This window comes from Ruegeria sp. CL5 (assembly GCF_056536485.1).
The window spans coordinates 309,314-331,631 of sequence record NZ_JBQFPS010000001.1 but is presented as its reverse complement, the minus strand read 5'-3'; the positions used below and the strand labels follow the sequence as shown (position 1 = coordinate 331,631).

Here is a 22,318-nt window from a genome sequence, read left to right as displayed (position 1 = left end):
TTGGGGCGGAGAAAAAAGGGGAACTCATGACACAGCCAAACTCCATCGATGCCGTGCAGGACCTTTTGGGTTCTGAGGGCTATGTCTGTGGCCGGGCTTTGGCGACGGTTGTGTTTCTTTCGCTGAAGCTTGGTCGGCCTCTGTTTCTGGAAGGTGAGGCGGGCGTCGGCAAAACCGAAATTGCCAAAGCGCTGGCCGCGGGATTGGGGCGTCGCTTGATCCGGTTGCAGTGTTACGAAGGCCTTGATGCCTCCTCCGCTGTGTATGAATGGAATTTCCCCGCCCAGATGGTGGCGATCCGTACCGCCGAAGCGTCGGGCGGTGCGGATCGAGGCGCGCTACAGACCGAGTTGTTTTCGGACGACTATCTGATCGAACGCCCTTTGCTGCAGGCCATGCGCCCGGATGAAAACGGGGCGCCTGTGTTGCTGATTGACGAATTGGACCGGACCGACGAACCATTTGAGGCTTTCTTGCTGGAGGCGCTCAGTGACTTTCAGGTAACGATCCCTGAGTTAGGTACTGTTAAAGCGCCTGAACCGCCGATCGTGATCGTCACTTCGAACCGCACACGAGAGGTACACGACGCGCTGAAACGCCGTTGCCTCTATCACTGGGTGGATTATCCGGACTTTGACCGAGAGATCGAAATCCTGCACGCCCGAGCGCCTGAAGCGGCTGAGGCGCTGAGCCGCGAGGTTGTCGCCTTTGTTCAGCGCCTACGTACTGAAGATTTGTTCAAGAAACCGGGGGTGGCCGAGACCATCGATTGGGCTAAATGTCTGCTGGCGCTGGACGTCATCAACCTCAGCCCCGAGGTGATTGGCGATACGTTGGGTGCGATCCTGAAATACCAGGACGACATCCAAAAGCTGCAAGGGTCCGAGGCCAAGCGCATTCTCGATCAGGCCAAGGCCGACCTCGAACCGGCCTGATGCTTCATCCGCTTGCAAATATTTCGGGGGTGTGATGGCCGAACAACTCCCACTCGATATCCCGGACAACCCCAAGCTGGCCCAGAACATCACCCATTTTGCGCGCGCTTTGCGTAAGGCCGGGCTGCCGATTGGAACCGGACGTGTGGTTGATGCGATTCGCGCGGTGCAGGCTGCGGGCTTCACCGAGAAACGAGATTTCTACTGGACGCTACATGCCTGTTTCGTAAACCGGCCTGAACACCGCACGGTTTTTGCGCAGGTCTTCCGCCTGTATTGGCGCGATCCGCGCTATCTCGAACATATGATGTCCATGATGCTGCCCGCCATTCGCGGTGTGCAGGAGGAGCGCAAAGCGGATGCGGCTGAAAAGCGCGCGGCTGAGGCGTTATTGGATGGCGTCGAACGCGACTTGCCGGAAACGACGGAGCAGGAAGAAGGAAGTGAGATCGAGATCGACGCGACCCAAACCGCATCCTCCGAAGAACGCTTGCGCAACCTCGATTTCGAACAGATGAGCACATCCGAGATCGCCCAGGCGAAACGCATGCTGTCGCGCCTGAATCTACCGGTCAAACCCATCGAGTCTCGGCGTGGTCTGGCCAGTCATCTCGGTCACCGCATCGATCGCGCACGCACCCTGAGGTCAGCCATGCGGCAGGGTGGCGAGCTACGCGATATCGCGCGCCTGCAACCAAAACCTCGCTGGCCGAATTTGGTAGCGCTCTGCGACATTTCCGGATCGATGAGCCAGTACAGTCGGATCATTCTGCACTTTCTTCACGCGGTTTCGAATGCCAAAGGCGCAGGTTGGGCCAAAGTGCACGCATTCACGTTTGGCACACGCCTGACCAACATCACCCGCCATCTGCATCAACGTGATGTCGATGCAGCGCTGACCGCTGCCGGGGCCGAGGCGCAGGACTGGGAAGGCGGAACACGGATCGGAGAATGCCTGCATCAGTTCAACCGCGACTGGTCGCGGCGTGTCATGGGGCAGGGGGCGGTCGTGTTGTTGATCACCGACGGTTTGGAACGGGGCGATCCCGAGATGCTGGAAAAGGAAATCGAGCGTTTGCACCTGTCGTCGCGACGCTTGATCTGGCTGAACCCATTGCTGCGCTGGGATGGGTTCGCGCCAAAGGCTCAGGGCGTTGCGACAATGCTTCCACATGTCGACAGCTTCCGCGCCGGGCATTCGATTGCGTCGCTGGAAGATCTGGCCGCCGTGATATCTCAGCCTGACGATCAGGGTCAGAAAGCGCGGCTGATGGCCGCGCTTTCTGACTAGATATTAAGACAGCTGTTCTTCATTGCACTTTCGCGCCATCTCCATGGCTTTGTAAGTGCCAGTCAGATCGACTGTGAAGGCGAACTCTTTTTCCGGGAACACGACCATCACCTTCTTCTTGGCAAGGTCATCGGCGAATTGCGGGTCGTCCGACAGGACATATCCGCCTGAATAGCCCTTGGTGATATTCCCCTTCATGCCAGTGGCCTCACCAACATAAATGTTGTCGCCGATGAGGATGGCGACGGCTTCTTTCTCGCCCTTCTTGATATTGGTTTTTGCCTTGGTGAAAACACCCACATAGCCGACACCGCGATCTTCGGTCAGCCCCATCTGCACGACATTTTCCGAGTCATCCACTGCTTCGATCAGGCAGGATTTCTTGTCTTGATCGATGAAGACTTTCCAGCCTTCAACCTCACCGTACTTCAAAAATGTATCAGCCCATCCGGCGCTGGCAGCCATCATGCCAAGCGCCGTTCCCAGTGTAAGAATACGTTTCAACTGTTTGTCTCCGCTTTGAAATATGCAGGGGTGATTTCGGGAAGTACCCGAAACTGCGTCCAAGCTAGAGTGCAGTCAGATGACAATCAATCTTTTGTGAATATGAGTTCAAAACCGGCCTGTAAGCGCCGGAAACTTAGACCTTGGACCGCTTTTCATTGTTGTAAAGCTGACTATGTTGAAGCCGAGCACGGTCGGAGGTCTCAATGGAACGATTCGATAGCAGCCCGGAAACCGCATTGGAATGGTATCGCGCCGGTAAGGGCGCGGCTCTGGCGACTGTAGTCGAGACCTGGGGCAGCGCACCACGCCGCGTCGGTGCGCAGCTCGTTATTGCAGGCGACGGTCGGATCGAAGGTTCGGTTTCAGGCGGCTGCGTAGAGGGCGCAGTGATTGTCGAGGCGTTGGAGGCCATCGAAGAAGGTGAGGCCCGGCTGCTGGAATTTGGGGTCAGCGATGATGACGCATTTGCCGTCGGATTGGCCTGCGGTGGGACGATCAGGGTTCTCGTTGAACCGGTTGGAAAAGTCCTGCCCGAACCGATGCTGGCTGAACTGGTCGCCGCACGGGCGCGGCGTGAACCTTTGGCGTATGAGGTAAACACTGAAACCGGCCACCGAGCATTGCGTCGAAACGCCTATACCGAACGATTGCGCATGGATAGGTCTGGGTTCGAAGAAGATGGTCAAACCTTTGTTGCGGTTCACAATCCTCCTTTGCGATTGATCGTGGTTGGAGCTGTGCATATTGCCCAAGCACTTGTGCCGATGGCACGCCTCGCTGGCTACGATCCAGCGATTGTTGATCCACGCGAAGCTTTTGCCTCGGACGCTCGATTTCCCGGAGAGACTATCCTGACAGACTGGCCGGATGAGGCGGTGTCGAAATTGGGGCTGGACACAAGAACGGCGCTTGTTCTGCTGACCCACGATCCCAAGCTAGACGACCCAGCGCTTCAGGCCGCATTGTCAGCCGATGTGTTTTACATCGGAGCACTTGGGTCCAAGCGCACCCACGCCAAGCGTATCGATCGGATGAAACAATCTGGGTTTACAGACGAGCAGATTTCACGGATTCACGGACCGATCGGGCTGGATGTCGGTGCGGCCAGCCCTTCCGAGATCGCTGTGGCCATCCTTGCACAAATGACAGCGGTTCTGCGGGGCAAGGCGTGAAGTTTGGTCCGGTAGCCGTTGCCGACGCCAGCGGCGCGATTCTGGCTCATTCCGTCAAGGCAGGTGACCGGAGGTTGCGCAAAGGTATCACGCTGACGCCCCAGCATATCGACGAATTAAAGCAGGCCGGTCTGACTGAGGTAACGGTCGCCAAGCTTGAGCCCGGCGATTGTCATGAGAATGAGGCGGCGGCAATGCTGTCTGCAGCCCTAGTGCCGGACCCTGCAAAGGCCAACCTGCGCGTGACCGACTCCTTTACAGGGCGGGTCAACTTGCTGGCTGATGGTCCAGGCGTGGTAATCTTGGACACTGATGCATTGCAAAACTTCAATCGGGTCGATCCGATGATCACGGTCGCAACCGTACCGCAGTACCAACAGATGACGGCAGGCGGCATGGTCGCGACGATCAAAGTCATCTCGTATGCGGTGCAGCAAACCGACGTTCGCCGTGCAGCCGAACAGGCGCAGAACTCCATTCGACTTTCGGTGCCGAAATACAAGAACGCCGGGCTCGTCATCACCGATATTGCCGGCGGGCCTTCGAACGAAAAAGGTATTGCCGCCATTCGCGGACGGGTTGAGGCATTGGGGATGGACCTGTGCGACGTTATAGTTGTACCACATCGACAGGGTGATTTAGCAGCCACGCTAAAGTCCGTTCGCGGCGAGATCGTCATGATTCTGACCGGATCGGCCACGTCGGATGAAAATGATGTGGCACCGGCCTCTGTTCGAGAAGCCGGAGGCGCAGTCGACCGATTTGGGATGCCGGTTGATCCGGGAAACCTGTTGTTTCTGGGGTCTTTAGGTGGTCGCCCAATCATCGGTCTGCCTGGATGCGCCCGTTCGCCTGCACTGAACGGGGCGGATTGGGTGCTGTCTCGAGTCGCTTGCGGGATCGAGACGACGGGTGCTGACATCGCAGCGATGGGTGTCGGAGGGCTACTGAAGGAAATCCCCACACGGCCGCAACCTCGCGCTGCCAAACAAAAGTGACGTAACGGCATTTTTGCCGTTTCGATCATACGCTTCATGATTAGTGAGATGAGCAAAGAAGTTGCGGAAAAATCGGGCAAATATTTTTGTTCTCAAACAAAATTTCCCGTGTTTAACTTGGGACTAAGGAAAAACAATAAATTGGGAGGATCTCATGACACAGGTCTCAATGACCGTGAACGGGAAAGCCGTTAATGGTGATGTTGAAGGCCGGACGCTTCTGTCCAGCTTTTTGCGTGATCATCTGTCGCTGACTGGAACACATGTCGGATGTGACACAGCACAATGTGGTGCGTGCGTCGTGCATGTGAACGGTGAGGCGGTCAAATCCTGCAATATGCTGGCCCTGGAAGCGAATGGTGCCGATGTGGGTACGATCGAAGGGCAGGCTGCAGAAGATGGTTCGCTCAACGTCATTCAGCAGGCCTTTCAGGATCATCATGGGCTGCAATGCGGGTTTTGTACTCCTGGCATGGTGATGAGCGCTGCGGCACTGCTCAAGGATAATCCGCGCCCGACCGAAGGGGAAATCCGGAAGTACCTTGAGGGTAATCTGTGCCGGTGCACAGGCTATCACAACATCGTCAAGGCGATCATGGCCGCTTCGGGCCAGGACGTTTCCAGCATCGCCGCCGAGTAAGGCGGGTAAGAATTTTCGGCGAAAATTCTTTTCCAGGGAGGAGAACAAGCAATGCCCAAAGACAGTGGCATCGGAGCCAGTTCCAAGCGGCGTGAAGACGTACGCTTTCTGACCGGAGCAGGCAATTACACCGACGACATCAACGTACATGGCCAGGCCTATGTACATTTTCTACGGTCCGACATCGCACATGGCCGGATCACCAATATCGACACATCTGCTGCCGAGGGCATGCCGGGTGTGGTGAAGGTTTTCACCGGCAAGGATTTTGAAGGCGTGGGCGGAATGCCCTGCGGTTGGGAAGTCACCGACCGGCACGGCGCCCCGATGCAGGAACCCCCGCACCCCATTCTGGCACAGGGTAAGGTCCGCCATGTAGGCGATCCGATTGCCGCTGTTGTGGCCGATAGCCTCGAGCAAGCCCGCGATGCGGCTGAGGCGATCGAGCTGGCGATCGAGGAACTGCCCGCGGTTCTGGACATGAAGGCTGCGGCGCAGGATGGCGCGACGCTTGTCCACGACGATCTGAAGAACAACATCTGCTATGACTGGCACTTGGGCGAAGAAGACAATGACAAGGTCAACGCGGTCTTTGCCGATGCGGCTCACGTCACCACGCTGGATCTGGTCAACAACCGATTGGTTGCCAACCCGATGGAGCCGCGCGTGGCCGTGGCCGAGTACAGCCGAGGCACGGATGAGTACACGCTCTACACCACGTCGCAGAACCCGCACGTGATCCGTTTGTTGATGTGCGCGTTTGTTCTGGGCCTGCCCGAGCACAAGGTGCGTGTGGTCGCCCCGGATGTGGGCGGCGGCTTTGGAACCAAGATTTTCCACTATGCGGAGGAGGCATTCTGCACCTTCGCTGCCAAGGTCTGCAATCGTCCCGTCAAGTGGACCTCCAGCCGGTCCGAGGCGTTCATGTCGGATGCCCATGGTCGCGACCATGTAACGACGATCGAGTTGGCGCTGGATGCGGAGAACAACTTCACCGGTTTGCGCACCAACACTCATGCCAATCTGGGTGCTTATCTATCGACCTTCTCCAGCTCGGTTCCGACCTGGTTGCACGGCACGCTGATGGCGGGGAACTACAAGACGCCAGTCATTCAGGTGAATGTGCGGGCGATGTTCACCAACACGGTGCCGGTGGATGCCTATCGCGGCGCGGGCCGGCCTGAGGCGACATTCCAGTTGGAGCGGGTCATCGACAAGGCCGCGCGAGAGTTGGGCGTTGATCCGATTGCGCTGCGTCGTCAGAACTTCATTACCCAATTCCCGTATGACACGCCGGTCGCGCTGACCTATGACACCGGGGATTATAACGGGACGATGGACAAGCTTGAGGCCGCGGCCGATCTATCTGGCTTTGCCGCTCGGCGGGCGCAGAGCGAGGCCAATGGCAAGCTTCGCGGTTTAGGTGTCAATTGTTATATCGAGGCCTGCGGTATCGCGCCATCAAACATCGTTGGCATGTTGGGGGCCCGGGCGGGTCTATATGATGCTGCCACGGTGCGGGTAAACGCCACCGGTTCGATCAGCGTTATGGTGGGCGCGCACAGCCACGGGCAGGGGCATGAGACGGCCTTCCCGCAGGTTGTGGCCGACATGATCGGTATCGATGAGTCGATGGTCGAGATTGTTCATGGCGATACCTCGAAGATCCCGTTCGGGATGGGCACCTATGGCTCACGCTCGCTGGCGGTTTGCGGTTCGGCCATGGTCAAGGCGACAGAGAAGGTAATCGACAAGGCCAAGAAGATCGCGGCCCACCTTCTGGAAGCCTCCGAGGCCGATATCGAGCTGAAAGACGGTCAATTCAGCGTCGCGGGCACTGACAAGTCGGTGGCCTGGGGTGATGTGACACTGACGGCTTATGTACCGCACAACTTCCCATTGGAGGTTGAGCCGGGGCTGGAGGAGACCGCGTTTTATGACCCGGCCAACTTTACCTTCCCGGCCGGCGCCTATGCCTGCGAGGTCGAGGTGGACCCCGAGACCGGTCAGGTCAGCATCGAGAAGTTCACCGCCGCAGATGACTTTGGCAATATCGTCAATCCGATGATCGTGGATGGTCAGGTACATGGTGGTATTGGTCAGGGCATCGGTCAGGCGCTGTTAGAGAACTGCGCCTATGACGAGAACGGCCAACTGCTGAGCGCGTCCTTCATGGACTACGCGATGCCACGCGCCGATGATCTGCCATTCTATGAGGTCGACCATTCCAGCCAGACGCCGTGTACACACAACCCGTTGGGTGTGAAGGGCTGTGGCGAGGCCGGAGCAATCGGTTCGCCACCTGCCGTTGTCAACGCGGTTTTGGATGCGCTGAATTCGGGTGGAAAGGCTGTTGATCACATTGACATGCCGATGAGCCCGTCGCGTGTTTGGACGGCAATGCATGGTTGAAAGATTGGGGTGCGAGGGGCCAACCCCTCGCGCTCCCCGAGATATTTATAGCCAGATGAAGGGCGGATCCACGCCTTTCGGAAAGGAAGAACGAAATGTACAATTTCGAGTTTGAGAAGCCTTCGACCATTGCTGACGCGGTTGCCGCGTTGGCGGGTGAGGATGCGCAGGCGTTGGGGGGTGGTCAGACCCTGATCCCCACGTTGAAGCAACGATTGGCGGCGCCATCAACGCTGGTTTCGGTCAGCGGGATTGCCGAGATGAAGGGCGTCTGTGTCGAGGATGATGGTTCAGTTGCCATTGGTGGTGCCACGATCCACGCAAATGTAGCAGCGGATGCAGCGAGCAGCTATCCGGCGCTGGCGGCCTTGGCTGGTCAGATCGGAGATCCGGCGGTGCGTAATCGCGGCACCATTGGTGGCTCTGTCGCCAACAATGATCCGGCAGCCTGTTATCCGGCGGGAGTGCTGGGTTCAGGGGCGACCGTTGTCACTAATACGCGACAGATTGCGGCAGATGACTTCTTTCAAGGCATGTTTACGACTGCGCTGGAAGAGGGTGAAATTATCACCTCGGTGCGTTTTCCCGTGCCGCAAGCTGCGAGCTATCAGAAGTTCTTGCAACCAGCGTCCCGTTTTGCACTGGTCGGGGTCTATCTTGCCCGGTTCGCGGATGGCGTGCGGGTTGCTGTAACCGGCGCCAGCGAAGATGGCGTGTTCCGCTGGTCCGAGGCCGAGGAGGCCTTGAACAAAGAGTTCCGTACGGATGCTTTGATGGGTCTGCACATCAATCCGATGAACATGATCGGAGATTTGCATGGCAGCAAAGAATACCGGGCGCATCTGGTCGGCGTGATGACAAAACGGGCCGTCGAAGCCTGCAGTAAATCAGGTTCGTAGCCAAATAAATAAGCCCCGGTGAAAGCCGGGGCTTTACTTTTTTCTGACCCGAGGCGGCTTGGCCGGTCGCCAATATGCGCCAGTGTCTTCTCGGGCCGTCTGATACCGTTCGACGCGGTCGCGAGCTGCCGATCCTCCTGCAGCAAAAAGGTGACCGATCAGGCATTCGAGTACAGCCATGGCCCCGGAGAAGCTGGAAAAGTGATGTTGAGTGCGGGTGCTGGCTGGCAGCACGACATCCGGGTCAACACCAGGGGCAATAACCTCGCTATCCGACAATAAGACGATCCGCATCCCGCGTTTACGCGCAAAACGCATGGATTGGATAGTGTCCGAGGAATAGGGATGAACGGTGATAGCGAACAAGCAGTCCGCTGAATCGGCCTCGAGCAGATCATCGACGGCTGACCCCATGTGCCGGGGAACCAATTGAAATCCGGGGTGTGCCATCCGACCGGCATAGTGAAAATAATAGGCCAAAGCATAGCTGGCTCGGGTTGCTGTGATATAGCAGCGATTTGCTGACAACATGTGGTCCATGACCTGCTTTACCAACGCGGGATCAGCCAGACGCAGGGAGCGGGTTACGACATTCAGCTCATTTTGCGCGAACCCTGCTTGAGCCGCGCTGAAGTCATCACCTGACCGCATGCGGCCCAACCAATCTTGGCCCAACCGATCCTCGCGATCGGTGACAAGGGTCTGCCGAAATGGTTTTCGAAAAGCTTCGAAACTGTCGAAGCCCAGACGGTACGCCAGACGCACGAGGACATTTGAGCTTACACCGATTTTCTCAGCCGTAACGCGGACCGGGTCGAGCCCAAAATCCCCGGGATGGTCGATGATGTATTTTGCTGCAGCCTGCATCTGTTGAGGCAGGGATTCGATATCGGCGCGCAGCTGCTCGGTCAGTTGGGCTGGTTTGTTTTGCATCGTTAAAGAAAAACAAATGTTATGGAGAATGCAAATTGAAAACACTCGGGCTGCATATATTTCGGGATCAGATTAAGCCGTTTGGAAATGTCAGAAGGTAGTTTGGGGATGTCGGTAAGCGAAGCCCTGCCTTACATATTGGTCGCGCCAAATGGAGCGCGCAGAGGGCACCGGGATCACCCTGGCTTGCCCGTCACAATGGAAGAAATCGTCGAAACGGCGAAAGCCTGCAGCCTGGCAGGTGCCAATGGATTACATCTGCATGTCCGTGATCAGGCGGGTCAGCATTCTCTGGATGCAGGTTTGTATCGAGAGACGCTTGCGGAATTGCACCACGCCGTACCGCAGATGGACATCCAGATTACCACAGAGGCTGCCGGAATTTTTGACGTTCAGACCCAGTTCGATTGCTTGAAGAATGCCAAGCCGGATTGGGCTTCGATTTCGGTACGCGAGATTGCTAGGTCGCCGGAGCTTGCGCCAAGTGTTTATGCGCTGTGCGCGGAACAGGGGACGCGCGTTCAACACATTCTCTATGACGCTACCGACGTTGAGTTGCTGGTCCGGTGGCAGAAGGATGGAGTTGTTAAACCCCATCAGGTCGAACGTTTGCTTGTACTTGGCCGCTACTCGACAACGCAGGAATCGACACCGGAAGATCTGGATGCATTCCCGGCTACGACAGACCCATGGATGGTCTGTGCCTTTGGCGGGCAAGAGCATGCTTGCCTGCAAAAAGCTGTACAGCTTGGCGGTGATGTGCGCGTGGGGTTTGAAAACAGTATTACGGGCTTTGATGGTCAGGCCTGGGCCGATAACGCCGCATCCGTTGCCGCTCTGATTGATCTTTTGAAAAGGACTTCGAAATGAGTCACGTTTTTCCGCGCCACACTAAGTCTGAATTGCCGGTCGCTGCAGGTGGTGAGGGTTGTTATCTGATTGATTCAACCGGTCGCCGCTATCTGGATTGCGGGGATGCAGCGGTTTCGTGTCTTGGTCATTCCAATGATACTGTGGTCAAAGCGGTGCAGCAGCAGGTAGAACAGATCGCGTTTGCCCATACCGGCTTCATGACCTCGGAACCGGCTGAGGCGCTTGCTGATTTGTTGATCGAACATGCTCCGGGTGATTTGGACCGCGTGTATTTCGTGTCGGGCGGGTCCGAGGCGACCGAGGCTGCAATCAAGTTGGCACGGCAGTACTATCTGGAATCAGGGCAGCCTGAGCGCCGTCATGTCATTGCACGTCGGCAAAGCTATCACGGTAACACACTGGGGGCACTGTCGGCGGGGGGCAACGAATGGCGACGGGCTCAGTTTGCGCCGATGCTGATCGAGATGACCCATATCGCACCCTGTTATGAATACGCTGAAAAGCCTGAGGGCGAGAGCAGCTACGACTACGGGCAGCGTGTGGCTAATGAATTGGAGGCCGAAATATTGCGTCTGGGGCCCGATACGGTGATGGCCTTCATGGCAGAACCCGTGGTCGGCGCGACTTTAGGGGCCGTTCCTGCGGTTGAAGGATATTTCAAACGTATTCGTGAGATTTGTGATCAATATGGTGTTCTGCTGATCCTTGATGAAGTGATGTGTGGCATGGGGCGTACCGGCCATCTGTTTGCTTGTGATCATGACGGCGTGGCACCGGATATTTTGTGTATAGCCAAGGGGTTGGGGGCCGGGTATCAGCCAATCGGGGCGATGCTGTGTTCGGCTCGGATCTACGACGCAATCCAAAACGGATCGGGATTCTTCCAACACGGTCACACTTATATTGGTCACCCGGTTGCAACAGCTGCCGCATTGGCGGTCGTGACGGAACTTACGCAGAACGATCTGCCATTGAGGGCGGCGCTGATGGGCGAGAAACTGCAGTCAGCCCTGACCACTGCGTTTGGTCAGCATCCCCATGTTGGCGATATCCGCGGGCGTGGTTTGTTCCGGGGGATCGAACTTGTGGCAAATCGCGAGACCAAAACGCCGTTTGATCCAGCACTTGGAGTTGCGGGCAAGATCAAGAAGGCGGCGTTTGCGGAAGGATTGATTTGTTATCCGATGTCCGGAACACGCGATGGTCAACATGGGGATCATATCCTTCTGGCGCCTCCATTCATTATAGAAGGCAAGCAGATCGATGAGTTGGTCGCCAAGTTGGATCGCGCGATCTCAAACGTTATCTGAGAAAACTGAAAGCTGTCTTCTCAATCAAATAGTTCGCGGCACGTTGAAAATCCGCAGAGCGGATTCGAGACGAGCCAGGCATGAAAAAAGGCTCCGTCCAGACTGGCGGAGCCTTTGAACACGTCCTGAAGCGCGGTTACTTCTGCGGCAGAGGGCCGATCATCATGATCATCTGACGGCCTTCCATCTTGGGCATGTTCTCTATCTTGCCCAGATCCTTGACGTCTTCGGCCACACGTTCCAGCAGCTCACGCCCCAGGTTCTGGTGCGCCATCTCGCGGCCCCGGAAACGCAGGGTGACTTTGACCTTGTCGCCGTTTTCAAGAAACTTGAACACGTTGCGCATCTTGACGTCATAGTCATGCGTGTCGGTGTTGGGCCGGAACTTGACCTCTTTCACCTCGATGATCTTTTGCTTCTTGCGGGCTTCGCTTTCGCGTTTCTGCTGTTCGTACTTGAACTTGCCGAAATCCATGATTTTGCAGACCGGAGGGTTCGCGTTAGGCGAAATCTCGACCAGATCGAGACCGACATCGGCGGCCATCTGCATGGCTTTTGCGGGATGAACCACCCCGACATTTTCACCTTCGGCGCCAATCAGGCGAATTTCGGGAGCACGGATCTTGTCATTGACGCGCGGGCCGGTATCTCGCTGTGGCGGCGCGTTGTGAGGTCTGCGGGCTATGGGTTCATTCCTTTGATGATTGCAGAATTTCGAGCCCGGAATTTAGACCGGGCTGAGAGGTGTTTCAAGCGGCATAAATTGCAAGCCGCATGAATTTTCGATGAATTTCGGGAGTTTTTGCAGGTTTAGGGTGTCGATAACCCTTCCGGCAAACCCCTTTAGCCTACAAAGGCCTTTTCAATCACGAATTCCTTGGGTTCGGAATTGGCGCCTTCGCGCAGGCCGAACTCTTCCAGAATTGCTTTGATGTCATGGTTGAAGGCAAGGCTGCCACAAACCATGGCCCGGTCGGTGTCCGGCTTGATGCCACCTTCGATGCCCAGATCGGCAAATACGGTACCATCTTTCAGCAATTCGGTGATGCGACCCATCTTTGGGCTCTCTTCCCGCGTGGTGGTCGGGTAGTAGCGAATCTTGTCGGCAAAGCCTTCGCCCATCAGTTCAGCCAGCAGTTCGTCCTGTTTGACGTTCTCGATCAGCTCACGACCATAGTCCAGCTCGGCCACGTCGCGGCAGGTATGGGTGATGATGACTTCGTCATAATCTTCGTAGGTCTGCGGCTCGCGCAGCAGCGATGCGAAGGGGGCAAAACCTGTTCCCGTAGCAAAGAACCAGATGCGCTTGCCGGGCAGCAGCGCGTCATGGACCAGTGTGCCAACAGGCTTGGGCCGCAGGATGATCTGATCGCCGGGCTGAATGTGCTGCAGCTTCGAGGTCAGCGGGCCATCCTGCACTTTGATCGAGTAGAATTCCAGTTCTTCATCCCATGAAGGCGAGGCGATGGAATAGGCACGCAGCAGCGGTTTGCCGTTGTCGCCTAGCAGACCGATCATCACGAACTCACCCGAGCGGAAACGCAGCGACGCCGGGCGCGACACCTTGAAAGAAAACAGGCGGTCGGTCCAGTGCTTGACCTCGGTCACGGTCTGAGCGTCGGGCAGGACGGGGGCCTTTACGGCGGTTGCTTCACTCACGGGCTTCATCTCTGTCATAATTTCACCACCGGTCTGCTAAACCGGTATCTCCGTTTAATCTTTGATCCAAGTCAGGAAAAGGGGCAGATTGCCCCTTTCGTATCACAAGCTGCCGATGGCGAGTTAGCCGCGCAGGCGGGCCTGGTAGTTATTGTCCTGCCAATTGGCGCGGGCCAGCCATTGATCTTCGGGTTGACGGTTGGCCAGTGCGTGATCAATTTCGACCTCATCAAAGCCGCTGCGACGCGCCATGGCGTATTGGTCGGCAAGTATATGGCCTTTGGCCCGCAGGCGGCCTTTGTAACCCTTCAGGCGCAGAACGCGCGCAATGGTGAAGCCGCGCCCATCTGCCGACGATGGAAAATCCACACGCACCATCTGGGCGCTGCCCAGCCGGTCAAATAGTTCATCGGGGTCAGTGTCCGAAGCGATATCCAGCGCAACCACGTCATTCGCTGCGTCGTCCAGCGTGACATAGCCATCGGTCCAGTCATCCGGGGCAAAGCCCTCATCGTTTATGATTACGTTCATGTTTTCTCTCCGATGCGGACCATTTTTCCATCGACAAAATGGATGCCGCATTCTTCCTTGTTCTGATCGCGCCAGCGCCCGGCGCGTGGGTCTTCGCCCTCTTTGACCGGCGAGGTGCAGGGCGCACAGCCAATCGAAGGGTATCCTTTGGCCACTAGCGGGTGCCGGGGCAGATTGTTTTCGTCCATATAGGTGCGCACGTCTTCGGGCGCCCAATGGGCCAACGGGTTCACCTTGATCCGGCCCGTGCCATCCTCGACTTCAAAGAAATTGAGCGCTGCGCGCGAGCCAGCCTGAAACCGCTTGCGCCCTGTAATCCAGCCGCAATAGCCGGTCAGGGCCCTTTGCAGCGGAAAGGTCTTGCGCAGGTTGCAGCAAGCATCTGTATCGCGCATCCGCAACGCACCGTAAGGGTCGTCACGCTGAATGTCGTCCTCGTCCGCGCGAATGATCTGAACATTCGTCAACCCAAGGCGCTCGCTGACTTCCTGCTGATACTCCAGCGTCTCGGTGAACAGCATCTGGGTATCAACGAACAGGACGGGCGTGGCCTTGTCGACCACCGCCGCCATATGCAGCAATACCACCGATTCAGCCCCAAAGCTTGAGACAAGCGCAAGTGCTTCGATCTCTTCGATGGCGCCGTGCATCACGTCATGAGCACTATGATGACGGAACCGGGTATTCAGCGCGTCGGCCTTTTCGGTCAGTTCGCGTCTGTTGGAACCCAGTTCCGTCTGGATCAGGTCAAGCGGCATTGGCCCGCGCCTCGGGGTAAAGCACGGCCTTGAACGGAGCCATTCCAACGCGGCGATAAGTTTCGAGGAAAGTTTCCTCGGCGCTATCACGCAGCTCAAGATAAGCCTCTACGATGCGTTCCACGGCTGGAACGATCTCATCATAGGCAAAACCCGGACCCGTGCGATCACCGACGGCTGCCGTCTCGGTCGCATCACCGCCCAGCGTGATCTGGTAGTTCTCAACACCTGCGCGATCCAGACCCAGGATGCCGATATGGCCCACATGGTGGTGACCACAAGCGTTGATGCAGCCCGAGATTTTGATCTTCAAGTGGCCGATATCATGCTCCAGCTTCATGTCCTCGAACCGGGTCGCGATTTCCTGAGCAACCGGGATCGAACGGGCCGTTGCCAGCGCACAATAGTCCATGCCCGGGCAAGCGATGATGTCGCTGATCAGCCCGATATTGGCTGTGGCCAGTTCGTATTCTTTCAGCTTCGCATGGATCGTAGGCAGGTCCGATTTGTGGACATGCGGCAGGATCACGTTCTGCTCGTGGCTGATGCGTAGCTCGTCATAGGCGAACTCTTCGGCCAGATCGGCCATCACGCGCATCTGCTCGGCAGTTGCGTCGCCCGGCGTCTGGCCGTGCTTCTTGATCGAGATGGTGACGATCGCGTGGTCTGCGTTCTTGTGTGGCGCGATATTGGTGTCGACCCACGACCGGAAAACCGGATCGTTGGTGTAGGCGCTCTCGAACGAGGCAACCGAACCCTCACGGAAGGCCGGAGGCGCAAAGTGACCTTTGATTTCTTCCAGCAGGTTTATGTCAGCACCTTTGAACTGCGGGCGGACCTGCAAGAAGCGCTCGTTCACCTTGGCGCGGATGGCGTCGATGCCATGTTCATGCACCGTAATCTTGATGCGGGCTTTGTACTTGTTGTCGCGTCGGCCAATCTGGTTCCACACCGAAACAGTCGCTTCGAGATATGCCAAGAGATCGTCGAAGGCGACAAATTCGGATAGTTCTTTGCCGATCATCGGCGTACGACCCAAACCGCCACCGACGATGACGCGGGCACCGAGAACGCCGTCACGCTCGACCAGTTGCAGTCCGATGTCATGCGCCTTGATCACGGCGCGATCGTTTTCGCTGCCGGTGATGGCGATCTTGAACTTACGCGGCATGAATTGGAATTCCGGGTGATCGGTAGACCACTGGCGCAGCAGTTCAGCATAGGGGCGCGGGTCGGCGATCTCATCCGCGGCAGCACCGGCGAAGTGGTCGGCTGTCACGTTACGGATGGTGTTGCCTGAAGTCTGAATGGCGTGCATACCAACCTCGGCAAGCGCGTCCAGCATATCCGGCACGTCGTTCAGTTTGGGCCAGTTGTACTGGATGTTCTGACGGGTGGTGAAATGGCCATAGCCCTTGTCCCACTTCTCGGCCAGTAAGGCCAACTGACGCATCTGTGCACTGGACAGAGTTCCGTAGGGTATCGCAACGCGCAGCATATAGGCGTGCAACTGCAGATACAGGCCATTCATCAGGCGCAGGGGCTTGAATTCGTCTTCGGTCAGCGAACCGTCTATGCGGCGCTCAACTTGCGCGCGAAACTGTGCGTTGCGTTCTGCCAAAAATGCTGTGTCGAACTCGGAGTAGCGATACATGTTTAGCTGTCCTTAGTTGCAGCCCCGGACCTGGGGCCTTGAAGGGGAGAGAGAAGAGCCTGAAATCAGACCCGGGGCTGCGGGGAGGTTTCCTGTTTGCCGTGGGCATAGTTGGACGGACCAGTCCGGCGGAAATCCTCCCGGAAATGGGTGGGTTCAGGTCCTTTGTCACCGGCGATCGCGTCGGCGAGATACGCGCCAACGATCTTGTTTGCCTGACGCGCGGCATCCAGCAATCGAACCTGCGCATGGGCTTCATCGGTGATCAGCTCGGCCTCGGACAGATCGCGCGACCAGCGGTCATCTTCGGTCTGATAAATCACATCGCCTTCCAACAGGTCGTTGGCGGTGACGACTTTAGGGGTAAAAGCGCGGGCCATCAGGCAAACTCCTTATGAAAAACCGAGATCAGGTGCAGGCCGAACACGGCTTGGGCTAAGCCGGGCTTGTTCATGCGTTCATCTGACTGTTTGACCTGCATCGGATCATCTCGTGACTGAATTGACTTGAATGGCAATATAGGAAATATTCCCGGTAAATCGCCATATGCGCCGACAAATAAGGACACATGTTCTTTTGCGGGCTGCAGGCGGAACCTTTGTCCTGAATTGGAAGGAAATTTGGAATGTCGGTGCGGATAGACGACACGGATCGGAAAATTCTAGCCGAGCTGCAGCGGGACGCGAGCCAGTCGCTGGATGAAATCGCGGCCCGTGTCGGCAGTTCGAAGACGCCAGTTTGGAATCGCATTCGCAAGCTGAAAGGGGCAGGAGTCATTGGGCAGCAGACGGTTCTGTTGGATGCTGAGGCGCTTGGATTCGAGGCCACTTTCTTTGTGCTGATTCGTACGTCGGAACATGAAGCGGAATGGCAGCAGAAGTTCCTGAAAGCTTTGCGAGACCGTCCTGAGGTGCAGGAAGCGCATCGGTTGGCGGGCGACATCGACTACATCCTGAAGGTGCGAGTTAAAAATGCGCGTGCCTATGATGCATTTTACCAGGCACTGATATCAGAGGTTAGGGTGCACAACGTTACGGCTTTGTTGTCGATGGAAGAGATCAAATCGACCACCATGCTGCCATTAAAATCTGTCGGTTGAATTAAGGCGAGTGATTGGGGGCGCTGCCCCCGTCGCCCAAGGGCGACTCCCCGGGGATATTTTTGGCCATATGAAGAACGGATCCGGGATCGACTGACCGGCTGATGTTTTATGCGCGTCTGGGATTCACGGTTCCACCATCAGTTTGGTTAGCCCATGGAAATGATAGCTGTTCGAGTATTCAGGTTCATCTGCAAGCCGCAATTTTGGATGTCTGTTGAACAGGATCGGAAGCGCGATACGCATTTCCAATCGTGCCAGAGGGGCGCCGACGCAGAAATGGAGACCTCCGCCAAAACTGGTGTTGGCGCTGATGTCTCGTGTTGGTTTGAACGTATCAGGTTGGTGCCAGACCGTTGAGTCACGATTGGCGGCCCCCAGAAGCAATGCGACCTGATCTCCGCGGGAAAAGCGGTGCCCCAATAGCTCGACCTCTTCATAGGCATAGCGTGTGAACATATGAAGGGGCGGATCATATCGCAGAATTTCCTCGACGACCCCATCAATGGAGTTGGGTGACAGCGCAAGCTGCTGGGTGCGTGTTGTCAGTAGGGTTTTCACGCCATTGCCGATGGCATGCACCGTCGCTTCGTGACCGGCATTCAGCAAAAGGATACAGGTTGTTATCAGTTCATCGCGTGAGAGTTTTTCGCCGTCTTCTTCCGCTGCGATTAACCGCGTGATCAGGTCATCGCGCGGGTCTCTACGTCGCAGTTCGATGTAGTCTTCAAGATAGGCCGTAAACTCTTGCGAGGCCTGAACAGCATCATCCTCGATTTCGCGGGTTCGGTTTGCCTGATACATGGACACCATCGCGTGGGACCAATGCAGGAATTTTGGTGCCATCTGTTCGGGAACGCCCAGTAGGCGGCAGATCGTAATGACAGGAACCTGTGTGCAATAGGCCTGCAATAGATCGAAGGGGCCATCGGGAAATCTCTCGATCAAATCGTTGCATAATTCTTCTATGGCGGGCTCCAACGCGGCAATCGCGCGGGATGTAAAGGCCCGCAGGACTAACGATCGCAGCCTTGTGTGCCTGGGTGGTTCGAGTTCCAACATTGAATGCGACTCAACCTCGAGCCACGGGGCAAGGTGGCTTGGGCCGGGTTTTGCAAATTCCGTTGGTATTTCGCGCCCAAAGCGCCGATCACGCAACAATGTATGCACCGCCTTGTACGAAGCGGCTGCAACCAAGCCATACTCCTCCCAGTAGAACAGATCGCCGAATTGACGCGCAGTGTAATAGAACGGGTAGGGATTTTGCACGAATGCCGGGTCAGTCGGGGATTGGTGGAGCGTCTTCATGCGCTGCACACTTGCCATGGGCGTCGCTGAATGCAAGACCCTAGATATGCAACGGATTTGGATCATTGCAGGGTTTTTGTGCGCAGTTGGTTTGTTGTCGGCTGGGGTTTGGACATATGGCTATCGTCAGGCCTTGTCGCAGCTGAGCGAAAAGGCCGAGGCGGATCTGGAGCTGGCGGCGGACCGGTTAAGCACACAGATGCAAGTATATCAGGAAGTGGCTGCGTTGATGGCGGACCATCCTGCATTACAGGCGCTTGGTGCCGGGGCGCAGCAGCAAGCAGCACGAAAAGTGTTGCTGGATGTGGCTGACAAGACCGCTGCGGTTAATGTGATCTACCTGGACACAGATGGGCAGGCTCTGGCGGCGGCACAGCCCGTGGCGCAGCGCGATATGTCTGAGCACCCGGCTTTTAAACGCGCCATGCAAGGCGCGTTAGGGAGCGCGCATGGAGTCGAAGACGAGAGTGGGGATCGTATATATTCGTACGCAGCGCCAGCGTTTGGAGATTCAGGGCAAATAATGGGTGCACTGATGGTTCTGGCCGACGTGCAGGATGTCGAGCAGACATGGCGTGGAAGTACGGATGCGGTGTTCTTTGTTGATGCGGATGGGGTCGTTTTTATTTCGAACCGCTCGGACCTGTTGCTTTGGCACCGTGCGCAAGGCCAGCAGGGTTTGATGTCACCAGCAGGTGAGAATGTTGAATTTGCGTCGTCACGAGTTGCCGGGCATGAAGTTTGGAAACTGAATTGGGGGCGTTATCTGCCTCGCCGTGCGTTGCACCTGACTCTCGACCTGCCGGTGATTGCGATGACTGCCGAGATGCTGGTTGATGTCGCGCCTGCTCGTCGTCTGGCAGGATTACAAGCAGCAGCGGTTGCAGCGATCTGTTTCGCGTTTGGAGCGTTGTTGTTTCTGGCCTCAGAACGTCGGCGAACATTAGCGGATGCCAATACTGTATTGGAAAGCAGGGTGGCCCAGCGCACGCGAGCGCTGACAGCGGCAAACTCGGCTTTGCGCCGTGAAGTCGCTGAGCGTGAAGAGGCCGAGGCGGCGCTTAAGCAAGCTCAGGCTGAACTGGTTCAGGCGGGAAAGCTGAGCGCTTTGGGCAAGATGTCAGCGGGGATCAGCCACGAACTGAACCAACCGTTGATGGCTATCCAGCAATTCGCTGATAATGGGTCAGCATTTCTGGAACGCGGTAAAGAAGAAAAAACCGGCGAAAACCTGAGCCGTATTTCCGACATGGCTGCGCGTATGGCCCGGATCATAAAAAACCTGCGTGCATTTGCCAGAAACGAAAGCGAGCCGATGGGGCGCGTCAACTTGGTTGAAGTTTTGAACACGGCTGCCGAATTGACTGAGTCTCGATTACGAGAGGAAGGCGTCGAATTGAGTTGGGAGCCGCCAAATTCGGCGGTTTACGCATGGGGAGGTGAAGTGCGTTTGGTGCAGGTTTTCGTCAACCTGATCAATAATGGCGCAGACGCCATGGCCGAACGGGCAGCACGCAAAATCTCGATCACTTTGACGGAGGGGCGGCCCATTCGTGTTTCGGTCAGAGATACCGGGCCGGGTATCGAAGACCCAGATCGCGTGTTTGAACCATTCTACACCACGAAAACCGTGGGTTCGTCCGAAGGAATGGGTCTGGGACTATCCATCTCCTACGGTTTGGTTCAAAGTTTCGGGGGTGACATTCGCGGCATGAATACCGGCGACGGTGCTGAATTTACCGTCGAACTGGAACCCTTCAGCGAGGATAAGGCTGCATGATCCGCAAAGTGCTTTTGGTCGACGACGATGCCGCTGTTCGTGAAGCTTTGGCACAGACGCTTGAATTGGCAGAATATGAACCGGTTACAGCGGGATCATTTGTTGCGGCGAAAGATCATATTCATAGCGAATTTGACGGTGTGATAATCTCGGATATTCGGATGCCTGGCCGCGATGGGTTCCATCTACTGAACTTCGCGCGCGAGGTTGATCCTGAACTACCAGTTGTTTTGCTGACCGGCGAAGGAGATATTCCAATGGCTGTGCAGGCCATGGGACAAGGCGCTTTCGATTTTCTTGAAAAACCCTGTGCGGCAGCAGATCTTCTGGCGGTTCTGGAGCGTGCGATTGCCGCGCGGTCAGAGGTGTTGCGTGATCGTGAGCTCAAGCGCGAGTTAGAGCGAGGCGATCCTGCAGCCCGAATGCTATTCGGTTTGTCAGAGCAGGCCGAAGCCTTGCGAGAGCGCGTGCGGAGCGTGGCACCGACACACGCCGAAGTCTTAGTCACCGGACCGGCGGGCAGCGGAATATCCAAAGTGGCCGAGGTTGTGCATCTGATGTCTCCGGTCGGGCAGGGACCGTTTGTCAAGCGCCCGGCCGCCAGCCTGACGCCTGAAGGTTTGTTAACGGCCTGTGGGGACGCGGCTGGCGGGTCGCTGTTTCTTGATGAGGTTTCTGCAATGCCGGATTCCACTCAATATGCTGCGCTGGAACTGATCGAGCAGGGGACAGATGCGCGAATAATAGCAGGCACAACTTCCGACTTGTCAGAGCTTTCTGGGCAGGGGCGGTTCAACGTCGATCTGTTCTATCGCCTTGATGTCATGCGGGTTCGCATTCCCGCTTTGTCCGAGCGCCCAGAGGATATTCCGATCATTTTTCGCCGTTATGTGGCACAGGCGGCGGAACAGGCTGGTATCGCCGAGCCTGAGATAACACCTGAACATCTGGCCTCTCTCATGGCACAGGAATGGCCGGGAAATGCGCGTTCTTTGATGTCTGCCGCCATGCGATTTGTGTTGGGAATGCCAGAAGAGGTCGGGCAGGCTGCGGACCTGGGGCTGAGCGAACAAATGGCTCGGGTCGAGAAATCACTGTTGGTCGCCGCACTAGGGCGCCACAATGGCAAGGCTTCTGACGCGGCCAAGGCTCTGAAACTGCCCCGCAAGACGTTCTATGACAAGTTGGCTCGCTACGAAATACGACCAGAAGATTATCGTCGGTAGGCAGATCCTCCCGCCTATTTTGCCAGTATTAACATACCAGAAAAACTGTTGGGCAGTGCAGCCCGCATATGCGGGCTGCGATCGCACATTGCCCAGACGAATCGATTCGGTCGGGTTGATTTGATTTTGTGCGAAAACTCGCACTCGACGTGGTTGCTCTGTGCGAAATTTCGCACAGAGCATTGCGGTAGCTTTCTTGATTTGCGAAAAAGGCCATTAAACGCATTGATAATAAACAATAATTATTAATTTGGTTAGTAACGGAACAAACCGTTGAGAGGGAGAGATTGATTCGCTTCACTCCGCTTCATACGGCGCGGACTGAGCGCTTGA

General features: G+C 56.5%; 21 protein-coding genes. 12 read left to right on the top strand and 9 right to left on the bottom strand.

The features are described 5' to 3' along the window. The first annotated feature begins 26 nt into the window (after positions 1 to 26). Together ACR0IU_RS01675 and ACR0IU_RS01670 are read left to right on the top strand one after the other, a co-directional pair. Positions 27 to 935, top strand: a complete 909-nt coding sequence (locus ACR0IU_RS01675) for an AAA family ATPase (RefSeq protein WP_170770645.1) — start codon at positions 27 to 29, stop codon at positions 933 to 935. A gap of 34 nt (positions 936 to 969) precedes the next feature. Further along, positions 970 to 2,226, top strand: coding sequence for a vWA domain-containing protein (locus ACR0IU_RS01670; RefSeq protein ID WP_480715024.1), 1,257 nt, complete (start codon positions 970 to 972; stop codon positions 2,224 to 2,226). Between the two features lie 3 nt (positions 2,227 to 2,229). Here ACR0IU_RS01670 and ACR0IU_RS01665 read toward each other — a convergent pair whose 3' ends face one another. Beyond that, positions 2,230 to 2,730, bottom strand: a complete 501-nt coding sequence (locus ACR0IU_RS01665) for a hypothetical protein (protein ID WP_010439711.1) — start codon at positions 2,728 to 2,730, stop codon at positions 2,230 to 2,232. Between the two features lie 206 nt (positions 2,731 to 2,936). On the opposite strand from ACR0IU_RS01665, the gene ACR0IU_RS01660 reads away from it, so the two are divergent. The 5 genes from ACR0IU_RS01660 (at position 2,937) to ACR0IU_RS01640 (ending at position 8,854) form a co-directional block, all read left to right on the top strand. After that, positions 2,937 to 3,905 carry an XdhC family protein gene (locus ACR0IU_RS01660; RefSeq protein ID WP_480715023.1) on the top strand — a complete coding sequence of 323 codons (969 nt, stop codon included), beginning with the start codon at positions 2,937 to 2,939 and terminating at the stop codon, positions 3,903 to 3,905. Continuing rightward, entirely contained in the window at positions 3,902 to 4,903 is a 1,002-nt protein-coding gene (locus tag ACR0IU_RS01655; RefSeq protein ID WP_480715022.1) for a molybdopterin-binding protein, read from the top strand. Before ACR0IU_RS01660 ends, ACR0IU_RS01655 begins: the two co-directional genes overlap by 4 nt. A gap of 154 nt (positions 4,904 to 5,057) precedes the next feature. Beyond that, entirely contained in the window at positions 5,058 to 5,543 is a 486-nt protein-coding gene (locus ACR0IU_RS01650; protein ID WP_170469791.1) for a (2Fe-2S)-binding protein, read from the top strand. Between the two features lie 51 nt (positions 5,544 to 5,594). Beyond that, positions 5,595 to 7,955 (top strand): xanthine dehydrogenase family protein molybdopterin-binding subunit, encoded by a 2,361-nt coding sequence (locus ACR0IU_RS01645; protein ID WP_480715021.1) that lies wholly within the window; start codon positions 5,595 to 5,597, stop codon positions 7,953 to 7,955. 95 nt (positions 7,956 to 8,050) lie between these two features. Beyond that, complete coding sequence (locus tag ACR0IU_RS01640) at positions 8,051 to 8,854, top strand: FAD binding domain-containing protein (protein WP_480715020.1); 804 nt, start codon at positions 8,051 to 8,053, stop codon at positions 8,852 to 8,854. A 33-nt stretch (positions 8,855 to 8,887) separates the two neighbouring features. On the opposite strand, the gene ACR0IU_RS01635 is transcribed toward ACR0IU_RS01640, so the two are convergent. Further along, on the bottom strand, positions 8,888 to 9,787 hold the full coding sequence (locus tag ACR0IU_RS01635) for a MurR/RpiR family transcriptional regulator (RefSeq protein WP_480715019.1): 900 nt from the start codon (positions 9,785 to 9,787) through the stop codon (positions 8,888 to 8,890). 108 nt (positions 9,788 to 9,895) lie between these two features. Here ACR0IU_RS01635 and ACR0IU_RS01630 point away from each other — a divergent pair, with 108 nt between their 5' ends. Beyond that, a complete protein-coding gene (locus tag ACR0IU_RS01630) occupies positions 9,896 to 10,657 on the top strand; it encodes a beta-keto acid cleavage family enzyme (RefSeq protein WP_480715018.1) in 762 nt (253 codons plus the stop codon). Beyond that, positions 10,654 to 11,970, top strand: a complete 1,317-nt coding sequence (locus ACR0IU_RS01625; RefSeq protein ID WP_170770660.1) for an aspartate aminotransferase family protein — start codon at positions 10,654 to 10,656, stop codon at positions 11,968 to 11,970. Before ACR0IU_RS01630 ends, ACR0IU_RS01625 begins: the two co-directional genes overlap by 4 nt. Before the next feature lie 136 nt (positions 11,971 to 12,106). Here ACR0IU_RS01625 and infC read toward each other — a convergent pair whose 3' ends face one another. The 6 genes from infC to ACR0IU_RS01595 form a co-directional block, all read right to left on the bottom strand. Further along, complete coding sequence (infC, locus tag ACR0IU_RS01620) at positions 12,107 to 12,568, bottom strand: translation initiation factor IF-3 (RefSeq protein WP_238528775.1); 462 nt, start codon at positions 12,566 to 12,568, stop codon at positions 12,107 to 12,109. 245 nt (positions 12,569 to 12,813) lie between these two features. After that, positions 12,814 to 13,647, bottom strand: coding sequence for a ferredoxin--NADP reductase (locus tag ACR0IU_RS01615; RefSeq protein ID WP_170584204.1), 834 nt, complete (start codon positions 13,645 to 13,647; stop codon positions 12,814 to 12,816). 105 nt (positions 13,648 to 13,752) lie between these two features. Further along, positions 13,753 to 14,160 (bottom strand): DUF934 domain-containing protein, encoded by a 408-nt coding sequence (locus ACR0IU_RS01610; protein ID WP_480715017.1) that lies wholly within the window; start codon positions 14,158 to 14,160, stop codon positions 13,753 to 13,755. Then, positions 14,157 to 14,918, bottom strand: a complete 762-nt coding sequence (locus ACR0IU_RS01605) for a phosphoadenylyl-sulfate reductase (RefSeq protein WP_480715016.1) — start codon at positions 14,916 to 14,918, stop codon at positions 14,157 to 14,159. The genes ACR0IU_RS01610 and ACR0IU_RS01605 overlap by 4 nt, the downstream gene beginning before the upstream one ends. Then, positions 14,908 to 16,572 (bottom strand): nitrite/sulfite reductase, encoded by a 1,665-nt coding sequence (locus ACR0IU_RS01600; RefSeq protein WP_480715015.1) that lies wholly within the window; start codon positions 16,570 to 16,572, stop codon positions 14,908 to 14,910. The genes ACR0IU_RS01605 and ACR0IU_RS01600 overlap by 11 nt, the downstream gene beginning before the upstream one ends. Before the next feature lie 65 nt (positions 16,573 to 16,637). Next, positions 16,638 to 16,952 (bottom strand): DUF2849 domain-containing protein, encoded by a 315-nt coding sequence (locus tag ACR0IU_RS01595; protein ID WP_170469818.1) that lies wholly within the window; start codon positions 16,950 to 16,952, stop codon positions 16,638 to 16,640. A 245-nt stretch (positions 16,953 to 17,197) separates the two neighbouring features. Here ACR0IU_RS01595 and ACR0IU_RS01590 point away from each other — a divergent pair, with 245 nt between their 5' ends. Next, positions 17,198 to 17,671, top strand: coding sequence for an Lrp/AsnC family transcriptional regulator (locus ACR0IU_RS01590; protein WP_010439761.1), 474 nt, complete (start codon positions 17,198 to 17,200; stop codon positions 17,669 to 17,671). A gap of 126 nt (positions 17,672 to 17,797) precedes the next feature. Here the strand turns inward: ACR0IU_RS01590 and ACR0IU_RS01585 are convergent, their stop codons facing one another. Continuing rightward, positions 17,798 to 18,979, bottom strand: a complete 1,182-nt coding sequence (locus ACR0IU_RS01585) for a cytochrome P450 (protein WP_480715014.1) — start codon at positions 18,977 to 18,979, stop codon at positions 17,798 to 17,800. On the opposite strand from ACR0IU_RS01585, the gene ACR0IU_RS01580 reads away from it, so the two are divergent. Next, positions 18,978 to 20,759, top strand: coding sequence for a sensor histidine kinase (locus ACR0IU_RS01580; RefSeq protein WP_480715013.1), 1,782 nt, complete (start codon positions 18,978 to 18,980; stop codon positions 20,757 to 20,759). The genes ACR0IU_RS01585 and ACR0IU_RS01580 overlap by 2 nt on opposite strands. Continuing rightward, positions 20,756 to 21,985, top strand: coding sequence for a sigma-54-dependent transcriptional regulator (locus tag ACR0IU_RS01575; protein WP_480715012.1), 1,230 nt, complete (start codon positions 20,756 to 20,758; stop codon positions 21,983 to 21,985). Before ACR0IU_RS01580 ends, ACR0IU_RS01575 begins: the two co-directional genes overlap by 4 nt. Positions 21,986 to 22,318: the final 333 nt, after the last annotated feature.

Bases quoted from the DNA above. Each gene is read 5' to 3' on its own strand.
- ACR0IU_RS01675 (WP_170770645.1), top strand. From the start codon at position 27: ATGACACAGCCAAACTCCATCGATGCCGTGCAGGACCTTTTGGGTTCT.
- ACR0IU_RS01670 (WP_480715024.1), top strand. From the start codon at position 970: ATGGCCGAACAACTCCCACTCGATATCCCGGACAACCCCAAGCTGGCC.
- ACR0IU_RS01660 (WP_480715023.1), top strand. From the start codon at position 2,937: ATGGAACGATTCGATAGCAGCCCGGAAACCGCATTGGAATGGTATCGC.
- ACR0IU_RS01650 (WP_170469791.1), top strand. From the start codon at position 5,058: ATGACACAGGTCTCAATGACCGTGAACGGGAAAGCCGTTAATGGTGAT.
- ACR0IU_RS01645 (WP_480715021.1), top strand. From the start codon at position 5,595: ATGCCCAAAGACAGTGGCATCGGAGCCAGTTCCAAGCGGCGTGAAGAC.
- ACR0IU_RS01640 (WP_480715020.1), top strand. From the start codon at position 8,051: ATGTACAATTTCGAGTTTGAGAAGCCTTCGACCATTGCTGACGCGGTT.
- ACR0IU_RS01635 (WP_480715019.1), bottom strand. From the start codon at position 9,787: ATGCAAAACAAACCAGCCCAACTGACCGAGCAGCTGCGCGCCGATATC.
- ACR0IU_RS01630 (WP_480715018.1), top strand. From the start codon at position 9,896: ATGTCGGTAAGCGAAGCCCTGCCTTACATATTGGTCGCGCCAAATGGA.
- ACR0IU_RS01625 (WP_170770660.1), top strand. From the start codon at position 10,654: ATGAGTCACGTTTTTCCGCGCCACACTAAGTCTGAATTGCCGGTCGCT.
- ACR0IU_RS01615 (WP_170584204.1), bottom strand. From the start codon at position 13,647: ATGACAGAGATGAAGCCCGTGAGTGAAGCAACCGCCGTAAAGGCCCCC.
- ACR0IU_RS01610 (WP_480715017.1), bottom strand. From the start codon at position 14,160: ATGAACGTAATCATAAACGATGAGGGCTTTGCCCCGGATGACTGGACC.
- ACR0IU_RS01605 (WP_480715016.1), bottom strand. From the start codon at position 14,918: ATGCCGCTTGACCTGATCCAGACGGAACTGGGTTCCAACAGACGCGAA.
- ACR0IU_RS01600 (WP_480715015.1), bottom strand. From the start codon at position 16,572: ATGTATCGCTACTCCGAGTTCGACACAGCATTTTTGGCAGAACGCAAC.
- ACR0IU_RS01595 (WP_170469818.1), bottom strand. From the start codon at position 16,952: ATGGCCCGCGCTTTTACCCCTAAAGTCGTCACCGCCAACGACCTGTTG.
- ACR0IU_RS01590 (WP_010439761.1), top strand. From the start codon at position 17,198: ATGTCGGTGCGGATAGACGACACGGATCGGAAAATTCTAGCCGAGCTG.
- ACR0IU_RS01580 (WP_480715013.1), top strand. From the start codon at position 18,978: ATGCGCTGCACACTTGCCATGGGCGTCGCTGAATGCAAGACCCTAGAT.
- ACR0IU_RS01585 (WP_480715014.1), bottom strand. From the start codon at position 18,979: ATGAAGACGCTCCACCAATCCCCGACTGACCCGGCATTCGTGCAAAAT.
- ACR0IU_RS01575 (WP_480715012.1), top strand. From the start codon at position 20,756: ATGATCCGCAAAGTGCTTTTGGTCGACGACGATGCCGCTGTTCGTGAA.